The sequence below is a fragment of the Streptomyces apocyni genome (assembly GCF_009739465.1).
Taxonomy (GTDB): Bacteria; Actinomycetota; Actinomycetes; order Streptomycetales; family Streptomycetaceae; genus Streptomyces; species Streptomyces apocyni.
Window position 1 is genome coordinate 168,832 of record NZ_WHOM01000062.1, and the last position, 11,884, is coordinate 180,715.

The 11,884-nt window shown below is 69.0% G+C and carries 11 protein-coding genes; 4 read left to right on the plus strand and 7 right to left on the minus strand.

The window, feature by feature from the left end; all coding sequences use genetic code 11:
- Positions 1–53: 53 nt before the first annotated feature.
- Positions 54–374: a Rieske (2Fe-2S) protein gene (locus tag GCN81_RS18345; protein ID WP_156725719.1), complete on the minus strand. Its 321-nt coding sequence runs from the start codon at positions 372–374 to the stop codon at positions 54–56.
- 351 nt (positions 375–725) lie between these two features.
- Between GCN81_RS18345 and GCN81_RS18350 the strand changes: the two genes are divergently transcribed.
- A complete protein-coding gene (locus GCN81_RS18350) occupies positions 726–1,709 on the plus strand; it encodes a helix-turn-helix transcriptional regulator (protein ID WP_156725720.1) in 984 nt (327 codons plus the stop codon).
- A 3-nt stretch (positions 1,710–1,712) separates the two neighbouring features.
- On the opposite strand, the gene GCN81_RS18355 is transcribed toward GCN81_RS18350, so the two are convergent.
- Positions 1,713–2,711, minus strand: a complete 999-nt coding sequence (locus tag GCN81_RS18355) for a helix-turn-helix transcriptional regulator (protein WP_231626819.1) — start codon at positions 2,709–2,711, stop codon at positions 1,713–1,715.
- Between the two features lie 297 nt (positions 2,712–3,008).
- Positions 3,009–3,830, minus strand: coding sequence for a hypothetical protein (locus tag GCN81_RS18360; RefSeq protein ID WP_156725722.1), 822 nt, complete (start codon positions 3,828–3,830; stop codon positions 3,009–3,011).
- Between the two features lie 436 nt (positions 3,831–4,266).
- On the opposite strand from GCN81_RS18360, the gene GCN81_RS18365 reads away from it, so the two are divergent.
- Complete coding sequence (locus tag GCN81_RS18365; protein WP_156725723.1) at positions 4,267–4,860, plus strand: hypothetical protein; 594 nt, start codon at positions 4,267–4,269, stop codon at positions 4,858–4,860.
- A 76-nt stretch (positions 4,861–4,936) separates the two neighbouring features.
- On the opposite strand, the gene GCN81_RS18370 is transcribed toward GCN81_RS18365, so the two are convergent.
- The 4 genes from GCN81_RS18370 to dnaK are packed head-to-tail and all read right to left on the minus strand — an operon-like array spanning position 4,937 to position 9,211.
- Entirely contained in the window at positions 4,937–5,383 is a 447-nt protein-coding gene (locus tag GCN81_RS18370; RefSeq protein WP_156725724.1) for a heat shock protein transcriptional repressor HspR, read from the minus strand.
- Positions 5,384–5,387: 4 nt separating this feature from the next.
- Complete coding sequence (gene dnaJ, locus GCN81_RS18375; protein WP_156725725.1) at positions 5,388–6,593, minus strand: molecular chaperone DnaJ; 1,206 nt, start codon at positions 6,591–6,593, stop codon at positions 5,388–5,390.
- 48 nt (positions 6,594–6,641) lie between these two features.
- The gene (grpE, locus tag GCN81_RS18380; RefSeq protein ID WP_156725726.1) at positions 6,642–7,340 is read right to left on the minus strand and encodes a nucleotide exchange factor GrpE; all 699 of its coding nucleotides are present in this window, start codon (positions 7,338–7,340) and stop codon (positions 6,642–6,644) included.
- Positions 7,337–9,211 carry a molecular chaperone DnaK gene (gene dnaK / locus GCN81_RS18385; protein ID WP_156725727.1) on the minus strand — a complete coding sequence of 625 codons (1,875 nt, stop codon included), beginning with the start codon at positions 9,209–9,211 and terminating at the stop codon, positions 7,337–7,339. Before dnaK ends, grpE begins: the two co-directional genes overlap by 4 nt.
- A 323-nt stretch (positions 9,212–9,534) precedes the next feature.
- Between dnaK and GCN81_RS31905 the strand changes: the two genes are divergently transcribed.
- Together GCN81_RS31905 and GCN81_RS18395 are read left to right on the plus strand one after the other, a co-directional pair.
- Positions 9,535–11,088, plus strand: a complete 1,554-nt coding sequence (locus tag GCN81_RS31905) for a hypothetical protein (protein WP_197287691.1) — start codon at positions 9,535–9,537, stop codon at positions 11,086–11,088.
- 342 nt (positions 11,089–11,430) lie between these two features.
- The gene (locus GCN81_RS18395; RefSeq protein WP_156725728.1) at positions 11,431–11,739 is read left to right on the plus strand and encodes a hypothetical protein; all 309 of its coding nucleotides are present in this window, start codon (positions 11,431–11,433) and stop codon (positions 11,737–11,739) included.
- Positions 11,740–11,884 lie beyond the last annotated feature (145 nt).

Here is an 11,884-nt window from a genome sequence, read left to right on the forward strand (position 1 = left end):
GGCGCCGCTGCGGGGGGAGCGCCTGAGCGATCTACAACGACGGGGGAATCGCGTCAGGCGCTGCGGGGGGTGGCAGTGGTCAGGGGTTCAACCAGCTGGTGATCACGCTGATCGAGGTTCACAAAGATCATTCCGTAACGGATGGCACAGCGCACGGGGTGTGGGGCACCCCTGGGACGCCGCAAGCACTGATACGCCCGGATCTCATCACCCTCGTCATCACGCGCGACCACGACCGGCTGACCGAGGAGGGTGACCATCAACGAGTCGCCAGGGCTGGGCAACGCCGTGACGAGGTCGATGAAGTGCCACCCGGAGCGGTAGGCGGTGGCCATTTCGCGACGAAAGGAACGGTCGTCGGGGGGTGTGGTCATGCGACTGACTCCGTCCCTGTGCTCATAGGGGTCCCACCCGGCATCGCATTCCACACAGGGTCCTGCATGGCTACCGGGACCGCGTCCCAGACGGGGTCCGATGGTGCCGCAACGGTCGCTGCCGGGGCAGCATTCCAGACCGGGTCCATCGGCACCGCGACGCCCACAGCGGCCGCCGCGACGAAGGCGATAGCAAGCACCGAGCGAAGCGTTCTCTTGAACATGGGCGGCTTCGACCTCACTTGATTGTTTTTGCTCCCCCGCGGTCTCGACAATGGCTCAGTCCTTGCGGTTTCACCACCGAGTACGTGCATCATGTTCCTGAAATTCAAGAGCCTGGGGGGTGTTCAAATGCGGACAAACGCGGATGATCCAGTGCATCCGCATAGTCACCTGGAGCTGTGCGAGCAAGGGGCCAGCCTTTACGCGAGCGCCCTGCGGAGAGGTCGTATAGCCAGGTCCGAAGTGGTTTCGGCGCCGTGCCTCACCGACCTCTCTCTCCTGCATCCGGACCCAGATGACGCTGAGTGGCTGCGTCCGGTTCCCCCTACCGCCGCTCTGGCTCAACTTCTGCTCCCCCTCGAGGAGGAGATACAGGAGCGCCGACGGCTGACCATCGCCCTCAGCGGCACTTTCGAGCCCTTCATGGCGATAAGCGCTCAGGACCCCGCCACCACGCACGCCATCACCGTCCTTGAGGGACTCAGCCGAATCGACGACGCGCTGAGCCGCGCCACGGCCGAGTGCTCCCAGGAGCTGCTCACGCTCCAACCTGGCGGCGGGCGAAGCCCGGACATCCTCACCACCGCCTTGAAACGCGTGCAGCCACTCCTCGACCGGGGAGTGCGGATACGGACCCTCTACCAGCACACGGCCCGGCACAGTCAGGGCATCCAGGCCTACAAGGAGCAGGCAGGTTCCGAGCGGATGGAGATCCGCACGCTGGAACAGCTCGTCGAGCGCCTGATCATCATCGACCACAAGACCGCGTTCATCCCAGCTCGGGATGACCGTCAGGTCGCGCTCGAACTACGCCATCCAGGCCTGATCGGCTACCTGGCCATTGTCTTCGAAGACGCGTGGAACCGAGCCCTCCCCCTGGACGAGCAGTTCCCCCGCACCCGTACCCCCGAAGGCATCACCAGCGTCCAGTACTCCATAGCCCGGCTGCTGATCGAGGGGCACGTCGACGACGCCATCGCCCGCCGTCTCGGCATGAACGTCCGTACCTGCCGCGCCCACATAGCCAAGCTCGCCGCCACACTGGGCAGCGGCAGCCGCGCCCAACTCGGCTACCTCATCGCCCAGTCAGGAATCCTGGACCAGGAGCAGTGAGGGCTACCTGGCCCCCGTCGGGGGAGGCACATGCAGCCCGGCCTGCGCGATCCGAACCCCCAACTGAGCCCGGCTGGAGCTTCCCAGCGCCTCACTCAGCCTGCGGATGTGCTCCCGACAGGTCCTGACGTGCATCCCCATCCGCTGCGCGATCTCCGCATCCGTACAGCCCTCCGCCAGCAGCGCCGCGATGGCGTGCTCCCGGCGACTGACCCTGTCCAACCCAGCCTGCGGCGGCGGCTCTTCGTCCAACGGCACACCCAGATGCCACAGCCGCTCGAAGACGACGGCGAGGAACTCGACGACAGCGGGCTGACGCAGCTCCAGCGCGCGGGTGCGCTCGGCGTTGGCCGGGATGAAAGCGACCGTCCGGTCGAAGATCAGCAGCCGCTCGGTGACCTCGTCGAGTGTCCGGATCTCGCTGTCCCTTCCCACTCCCCGGACCGACTCCAGGTAGTGGTACAGCCCCCGGCCGTGCCGCGCCACATGCGTGTACAACGACCGTATCCGCACCCCGCGCCGCTGTAGGTCCAGCGCCCGGGGCAACGCGGCCATCAGATCCTTCTCGGGCCTGATCCCCCCTGGCTGCACACTCAACAGCTCGGACTCACACGCCGCGTTGGCCTCATCCAGGGCCTCGTTGATGCGGGGAATCCCCTCCAACACCCTCAGCGTGTCGCTCGCCGGAAGAACCTCGGCATCGAACCCCGCGAAGCGCTCGGCGGCCTCGGCCACGACCGTCATCCGCCGATGGGTCGCGCTGAGGTCGGCTCTGACTCCCCGCATCAGGCGAGACACGACCCGCGCCGGACTTGTGGGCAACAGCCAGTCCGTATCGGCCGGATCGGGATGCAGGAGCGCCAAATCGATCAGACAGGGCGCGGCATGAGCGTCCACCCGCGAGACACGGCCGCCCCTCAGCGCCTCGGCGTAGACCCGCTCCCCAGACTCACACAGCCGGTCGACCCCGTGCCGATGCGGCTCCCGCTCATCCCCCGCCACACCCCACCCCCTGGGCCCGCCCGACCCTCGGGCGTGGTGGCCGCCATCATGATGGCAGGCACCCCGACCGAACGGGGGAAGCCGACCGGGGTGCCGCCCACCACGATGCCCGGCCGGGCCGCACCACGGAACCGTCATCTAACTGCATGTCCGGAAGAGGACGCTATGACAATCTCCCCGAATTCCTGACGTTACGGCCGATACCACCTCAGCCCCTCGCCGACCGCCGCTCCGCCGCTCCACCGCGGTGCACGCCGACCAGTCGGCGTTGTCGGGACAAGGTTCGAGACGGGCAGGTCAGTTGAGGGGCTGGCGCATCTCCTCGCGGACGTCCAGGGCCCGGGCCGCCGCCGCTTCCAGATCGACGGAGGCCGGGTCCTGTACGGCGATCTCCTTGGTGATCTCGCCAACAGAAGCAGCGGTGTTGTCGTCGGCCCAGGCGCACAGGGGCATCGTGGTCGTGCCCCCGGCCTGGTCCACGGTCAGCACCTGGCAGCTCACCACCAGGTCCGACCCCTTGGGCGTGATGTCCCTGGGTGGTACGGCAAGGGTGGCGCCCTGCCCGTCCTCCGCGCCCCGCAGCATGCCCGCGCGGACCGCGTCAGGGTCCTTGATCCGGGCGTACATCCCGGACACGACGAGCACCTCTCCGGAGGCGGCACCGCCCTTGCCGGTGTACTGGCCCACGACCGGCTTGAAGTCCTTGAGGTCGGACCTGTTCCAACTGCCGTCGTCCTGCGGCCCAGCGGTGGAGAGGTCCTGCGTCAGCGAGTACGTGCCGTCCAGCAGCGTCTCGGTCAGCTCAAGCCGGTACTCGGCAACGGGGTAGGAGCTGTCGGGCCCCGCACCGCGCGTCTGAACTTCCTTGCCGATCTTGGCGAGGTAGCCCAGCAACAGCAGTCCGGCCACAATCAGCACGACGACGAGGGCCGTACGGTTCTTCCGCTGCGGCGGAGGGGGCGGCGGACCCCATCCCCCGGGGCCGACGGGCCCGTTCGGCGGAACCCCGTACGGCGGCTGGCCGTACGCCTGCTGTTGCGGAAACGGCGGCTGCTGGGCGGCGTACGGACCGGGAGCCCCGAACCCGCCCTGCGGGGGCGGCTGATGCGGCATGGACATGCCCGCACACTACTTCACGCTTCACGCTTGCGAAGACCAAGAGCCCCTACGGCCGCACTGTTGTTCCGGCAGTCGCACGCCCCGGACGTGTTCGCCGTTCCGGCCGATGGGTGGGGCGCCGGGTTGCCCCGAATCTACCTGGCTGCGATCAAAAGGAGTCCAACGACCGCGACGGCAAGAAGACCCCGGTTCAGGCTGTGACCGTTCTGCGGGCGCTGCACAGCCTGCGCTATCACCAGGTGTCGCCCCGGTTCCACGGGCAAGGCCTTGACGGGGTGTTCGAGGGTGGGGAGATCACCATTACCGGGGTGCCCGCGGATTCCTGACCACGGCTAGCCTGGCTGAGGCCGCCTCTCAAGTGGGCGGTTTGGGACGCCGAAACGCCCGTAGAACGGGCTTCTGGGCGTCCTGAATCGTCACTTACCTAAGGATGAACATGCACCACGCGGAGTCGCCGTCCGTTCCCGCTTCCGATTCCGTTCCGGCGCCTGTCCACGACGACCTGTTCGGTGAGATCACCGTCCAACTGGACGTCCAGGAAGGCCGCCTGATGGTCGAGGGTGAGCTGATTCCCCGGGTCACGTTGCGCCGTGACCCGGAGGCCGACGTGGACGAGCACGTGGCCATCGGGACGCGTGAGGGCGAGCGGCTCCGGCTGACCGTGGGTGGGGCTGAGGCGACGCTGCGGCTCGGGAAGGGCGGGATCAGTCGGCGGTCCTATCGGGTCGACGTGGAGCACGACGGGGTCCGGTACCGGCTGGTGCCGGACTCGGTGCCCAGTAGTCGGCTGACCCGGGACGGGGCGTACGTCGGGGACTTCCTGTCCGACGGCGACGGGCGGGTGATCGCCGAGTGGCGCGACCGCAACCGCGACCGCACGGGCGAAAGCGAGGGCGAGGGCAAGCGCGAGGGCCCTGACGTACAGCCAGTCGACGCGGCCATCGGGTACGCGCTGGCCGCCGCGTTCGGCACGGGCGGGCAGCCCTGGTGGATGATGGCGGCTGACGCGGTGAGTTCAGCGTTGCCGTGAGCGCGAAAGCGAAAGCGGGGCCGGGAACGCTCAGCTCCCGGCCCCGCTCTTACGGCAAACGCACACCCACACCCCGTCAGTCGCGCTTAGGAGGCCGCCACACCACCAGCGCGCTCGGCGGATGCGCCTCCTGGTACGGCACCAGGTCGCGCCGGTACGACGCGTGGACCTGGGCCTCGCGCTGCTGCATCGCCGCCGCCGCGCCGTCCACGGCCGCGGAGAGCTCCGCGACGCGGGCCTGGAGCGCGGCGACCTGGTTCTCCAGCTCGATGATGCGCTTGATGCCCGCCAGGTTGATGCCCTCGTCCTGCGACAACTGCTGGACGGTGCGCAGCAGTTCGATGTCGCGGGCCGAGTACCGGCGGCCGCGCCCGGCCGTGCGGTCAGGCGAGACCAGGCCCAGGCGGTCGTACTGCCGCAGGGTCTGCGGGTGCAGGCCGGAGAGCTGGGCGGCCACCGAGATCACGTAGACCGGTGTCTCGTCCGTGAGCTGGTACGGGTTCTGTCGGCGGCGGCCGTCCATCGCGTCATGCTCCCTTCGCGGCCTGGAACAGTTCTGCCCGCGGGTCGTCGCCCGCTGTCGCCTTGCGGTAGGCCTCCAGCGCCGTACGGGCGTCGGCGTCCAGGTCCTTGGGCACCGCCACCTCGACGGTGACCAACAGGTCGCCCCGGGTGCCGTCCTTGCGGACCGCGCCCTTGCCCCGCGCCCGCATCGTACGGCCGTTGGGGGTGCCGGGCGGCAGTTTCAGCGTGACCGGTGGCCCGCCGAGCGTCGGCACCTTGACCTCGCCGCCGAGCGCGGCCTCCGGGTAGGAGACCGGCACCGTGACGGTGAGGTTGTCGCCCTTGCGGCCGAAGACCGGGTGGGCGTCGACGTGGACGACCACATACAGGTCACCGGCCGGACCGCCCCGCTCGCCTGGCGCGCCCTTGCCGCGCAGCCGGATGCGCTGGCTGTCCGCGACCCCTGCCGGGATGCGGACCTGCATGGTGCGGGAGGACTTGGCGCGCCCCGAGCCCTTGCAGACCTCGCAGGCGTCCTGGGCGATCAGGCCCCGGCCCTTGCAGTCCACACACGGGTCGGTGAGCGAGAAACCGCCTCCGCCGCCGCGCGAGACCTGACCGGTGCCGACGCAGGTCGGGCACACGCGCGGCGTGCCGTTCTTGTCGCCGGTGCCGGAGCAGGCCTTGCAGGGGGCCTGGCTGGACATCCGCAGCGGGACCGTGGCCCCGTCCACCGCCTCGGTGAAGCTGAGCGTCACCTCGGACTCGATGTCCTGGCCACGGCGCGGCTGGGTACGGGTACCCGTACCCGCGCCGCCCCGGTTGAACAGGCCGCCGAACACATCCCCGAGGCCGCCGCCGAAGCCACCCGCGCCGCCCGCGCCCGTACCGCCACCGGACGTCCCTCCGCCCGGGCCGCCGCCTCCGAAGAGGTCGCCCAGGTCGAAGTTGAAGTTGCCGCCAGCGCCGGGGCCGGGGCGGTAGCCGCCGTTCCCGAAGAGGGTGCGGGCCTCGTCGTACTCCTTGCGCCGCTTGGGGTCACCGAGGACGTCGTTCGCCTCGGAGACCTCCTTGAAGCGCTCCTCAGCCTTGGCGTTGCCCTTGTTGGCGTCCGGGTGGAACTCCCGGGCCAGCTTGCGGTACGCCTTCTTGATCTCGGCTTCGGTGGCGTCCTTGGGGACGCCGAGGACCTTGTAATAGTCCTTCTCGATGAAGTCCTTGGTGCTCATCCCCGACGTCCCTCCTCTCCTGCCTGTCCCTGCACTGCTCTGGTCGCGTCAGCCCTCGTCCGGGCCACCGCTCTCCTTCTCCGGTGCCGTCGCCTCGGCGTCGTCGGCGGCGACGCCCTCGCCCTTGACCGTCTGCGCCCCGGGCTGCGGCTCGGCGACGGCCACCCGCGCGGGGCGGATGGTGCGCTCGCCGATGCGATACCCAGGCTGCAGGATCGCGACGCAGGTCGTCTCGGTGACATCCGGCGCGTACGAGTGCATCAGGGCCTCGTGGATCGTCGGGTCGAAGGGCTCGCCCTCCTTGCCGAACTGCTGCAGACCCAGCTTGGCGACGACCGTCTCCAGCGATTCGGCCACCGACTTGAAGCCACCGACCAGCTCGCCGTGCTCACGGGCGCGGCCGATGTCGTCGAGCGTGGGCAGGAGCTCGGTCAGGAGATTCGCCGCGGCGATCTCCTTGACCGTGACCCGGTCACGCTCCACCCGACGGCGGTAGTTCTGGTACTCGGCCTGGAGCCGCTGGAGGTCCGCGGTGCGCTCACCGAGCGCGGTACGAACCTGGTCCAGCTCAGCCCTCAGGCCAGCGGTCTGGGCGGCGGCGTCACCGGCCGCCTGTGCGCTTGCGTCCCCTGCCGGGGCCGCCCCCTCCTCCGGGGAGGAGGAGGCGGCCTTCGACTCGGCGTCGGCTTCGGTGGCGCCGGAAGGGACGTCGGGCTGCTCTTCGAAGCCCGGGGTCTCCTCCGTCACGCGGCACCACCCTTGGCGTCGCCCGGCTTCTCGTCGTCGACGATCTCGGCGTCGACCACGTCGTCCTCAGCCTTGGCCTGCTCGCCGCCCGGGGCGCCCGCGCCACCGGCCTCGGCGCCACCGGCCGCCTGAGCGGCCTGCGCGTCGGCGTACATGGCCTGACCCAGCTTCTGGGCGACGGCCTGGACCTTCTCGGTGGCGGTACGGATCTCGGCGGAGTCGTCGCCCTTGAGCTTCTCCTTCAGTTCCGTGACAGCCTCCTCGACCTCGGTCTTCACCTCGGCGGGGACCTTGTCCTCGTTGTCGGTGAGGAACTTCTCGGTCTGGTAGACGAGCTGCTCGCCCTGGTTACGGGACTCGGCGGCCTCGCGGCGCCGGGTGTCCTCCTCGGCGTACTGCTCGGCCTCCTGGCGCATCCGGTCGACCTCGTCCTTCGGCAGCGAGGAGCCGCCGGTGACGGTCATCTTCTGCTCCTTGCCCGTGCCCAGGTCCTTCGCGGTCACGTGCATGATGCCGTTGGCGTCGATGTCGAAGGCGACCTCGACCTGCGGGACGCCACGCGGGGCCGGCGGCAGACCGGTGAGCTCGAACATCCCGAGCTTCTTGTTGTACGCCGCGATCTCGCGCTCGCCCTGGTACACCTGGATCTGCACCGACGGCTGGTTGTCCTCGGCCGTCGTGAAGATCTCCGACCGCTTGGTCGGGATGGTGGTGTTCCGCTCGATGAGCTTCGTCATGATGCCGCCCTTGGTCTCAATGCCGAGGGACAGCGGGGTGACGTCGAGGAGCAGGACGTCCTTGACCTCACCCTTGAGGACACCGGCCTGCAGGGCGGCGCCGATGGCGACGACCTCGTCCGGGTTGACGCCCTTGTTGGCCTCCTTGCCGCCGGTCAGCTCCTTGACGAGCTCGGCGACGGCGGGCATACGGGTCGAGCCACCGACGAGAACGACGTGGTCGATCTCGCTGAGCTGGATGCCCGCGTCCTTGATGACGTTGTGGAACGGCGTCTTGCAGCGCTCCAGAAGGTCACTGGTGAGCTGCTGGAACTGGGCGCGGGTGAGCTTCTCGTCCAGGTGCAGCGGGCCCTCGGCGGAGGCCGTGATGTAGGGCAGGTTGATGCTGGTCTCGGTGGACGAGGACAGCTCGATCTTGGCCTTCTCAGCGGCCTCACGCAGGCGCTGGAGCGCCATCTTGTCCTTGCTGAGGTCCACGCCGTGACCGTTGTTGAACTGCTTCACCAGGTAGTCGACGACGCGCTGGTCCCAGTCGTCACCACCGAGGTGGTTGTCACCGTTGGTGGCCTTCACCTCGACGACGCCGTCACCGATCTCAAGCAGCGAGACGTCGAAGGTGCCGCCACCGAGGTCGAAGACGAGAATGGTCTGGTCGTCCTTGTCGAGGCCGTACGCCAGGGCGGCGGCGGTCGGCTCGTTGACGATCCGCAGGACGTTCAGACCCGCGATCTCACCGGCCTCCTTGGTGGCCTGGCGCTCGGAGTCGTTGAAGTACGCCGGGACGGTGATGACCGCGTCGGTCACCTTCTCGCCCAGGTAGGACTCGGCGTCGCGCTTCAGCTTCTGCAGGATGAACGCGCTCATCTGCTGCGGGTTGAAGTTCTTGTCGTCGAGGTTGATCTTCCAGTCGGTGCCCATGTGGCGCTTGACCGACCGGACGGTCCTGTCGACGTTGGTGACCGCCTGCCGCTTCGCGACCTCGCCGACGAGTACCTCACCGTTCTTGGCGAAGGCGACGACGGACGGCGTGGTCCTGGCGCCCTCGGCGTTGGTGATGACGGTGGGCTCACCGCCCTCCAGAACGCTGACGACAGAGTTCGTCGTGCCCAGGTCGATGCCGACCGCACGTGCCATTTCGATTCCTCCATTGAACTTGAGTGGATCTGGCTCAAGGATGCACGACACTCTGACCGACGTCAACAGACCTGAGTCGCACCGACTCAACTTTTATCCCAGCCTTACGGGCAACCGTGAGGCGGAGGGGGAGGAGGAGGCGCAAGGGGAGCCGCCCGTTGGGGCGAATGGAGGCGAACGGGTCACGCGATGCACCCGGGACGCGAGCGCCCCTAGGTTCGCCCATCTCGTACCCTCACCTGACAGGGCGAGAGCGCGAGAGCGCGACAGAGCGACAGGCCGACGGGCCGACGGGCCAACACGTGTAAGGGGGAGCCGCCTCGGTGAGCGGTGTGGGGGACGCGGTCGAGGGGGACGCGGTCGAGGCGGACGGTGCCGCGCGGGCGCTTCGGCGGCCACCGGCGCTCCTGTGGGCGGGGGACGTCGGGGCCATGGCCGCGGGGTCCGGGCTGCTGGTGTGGATGTTCTGGGGCGACCCCGACCAGCGGCTCCTCATCCTGTTGGCCTGCCTGGGGCTCGCGGCCACCGCCCTCGCCGCGCTCGTACGGAACCGCATAGCCAACGGCCCGGTCCAGCCGAGCGAGATCACGCGGGCCGTGCTCGACGACCAGGGCGTACGCACCACCCCCAGCGGCACCCCCAGCGGCACCCACGACCCCCTGCACCCCCTGGACCCCCTGGACCCCGCCCCACCCGGCACCCCCCTCCCCCACACCATCCCCCGCACCCCCCGCGCCCACCTCCGCTCCGCGCTCGTACAGCTGGGCCTGGGCAGCTGGTTCGTCGGGTTCTTCTTCCTCGTGATCGGCAGCCCGAACCCGCCCCCTCAGGTGGCGGAGATCCGCCGCGCCGGCGGAATCGTCGCCGAGGTACCCGTCACCGGCTCCTGGGTCATCGAGCACCACAAGGCGATGCGAGACGGCAGGCGCGCCCCCGGCAACGACACCTGGACCATGCGACTCAGCGTCAGCGTCCAGGACGACAAGGGCGAGACCAGGACCCTGAGTGTCCAAACCCGACGCTCGGAGCACCCCCGCCTCATCGGCCTCAGCACCATCAAGGTCATCTACGCACCCAGCGCCACCGAGCTCGGCGCCTACGTCGGGGCCAACTCCCACCCCGGGGGCAGCTTCGTCGGGTACGAGTCCGACCTCCACCGCATCCTGGAGGGCCGGACCCTCTCCAGCGTCCAGCTCTGGGTCTGCGGCATCCTGTGGACGGTTCTCGTCCTGCCTCCCGTGGCCTACCGGCTAATCCGCAGACTCAAGGCCGTCAGCGTCCTGCCCGGCCACACCCGCGCCCTGTACGGGACCTACACCGACCGGCACATCGCGGCAGGGGACACCCGCGTACGGCTCTTCCTGGACCCCCCGAGCGACGGCAACCTGAGCCCCGCCCTGGAAGGCCGTCAGGCCTGGCTGTGCTGGGACCCCAACCGGCTGCGGGTCGACGGCCCCCCGCCCAAGAACCCGAGAAGCAAGCGCCAGCCACGGCGGGGCCCAAAGGCCAAGGAGGCCAGGGCCGCCCTGATCCTCGACGACGGCTGGGTCCTGTACGGCACGGCCCGTTTCCCCCAGCTGAGCACCCCTCAGAACCCCACCGTCCAGGACCCGGCCCGCGTAGGCGTCCCCGCGGACAGCCCACGGGCACCGGTGGACGCGACCAGGACCGTACGCCCCTGGCTCGCGCGGGGCATGTGGCCTCTGGTCATCAGCCGCGTCTCACTCGTCTCGTACGCCTTGACCCTGGCCTCCAGCGCCCTGCTGTTCACCGGCGCGGTCTCCGGCTTCCCCCGCCTGCTGCTCGGCCTGTTCGGGGCTGGCTGCCTGCTGACGGCGGCCTTCAGCCACTACCCCGAACCAGAGATACCGGAGTAACCCAGCACGCAGCCCGGCGCGTAGCCCGGCACTTGGCGCGGCGCACCGAAAAGAACCAGCCAATCGCGTCGCCGCGATGAGCCTTAACAACGACCACACACCGTGACGGTTACGGTCTGCTCATTGCTCGGCGTCAACCCTCGTGATACACAGAGTGACGATACAGGCCTTCGCATGCCGCCCGGCGTCCTGCCACCGGGCGGCTGACGGAGATCCATGGCAAGTCTTCTGACGAATGGCTCGAGTCGCGATACGACAGGGAAATTCTCAGCGAGAATAGGCGTGACCTCTGCACACCAGCAGAGGGTGCATAACTACCCAATAGGGGCGGTGAGTTACATCATGCTTATGGCAGCCGAAGAGGGCGACATCACCACCATCATTGGTGGGATTGCCCCCGACTGGGGGCCCTTCGGGAGCCTGGGCACCGAAGCGAAGGTGATGATCGAGGTAGTGATGGCGATCGCCATCCTCCTCTGTCTCGGCATCGCGATCTGGGGCGCGGCCAAGCAACGCATCGGCGCCACGGCTCTGCGGGACACCTTCAGCGCGGAGCAGGGCAAGGGCCTCATCATCGCCGGGCTGACCGGTGTCTTCATCATCGGCTCACTCGGCACACTCTTCACCATCGTGTACGGGATGGCCGTCTAGCCCCGCCACCACTCGCGCACCCCACGTCCGGCGCACGCCCGGCCCCCGTCGTCCCTGACCCCCCGTCCCCCATCCACCCTTTCGTGCCCACCGGCTGAGGTTGCGTCACCCTGATGTCGAGTCACCACACCGCGCCCGCGCGGGA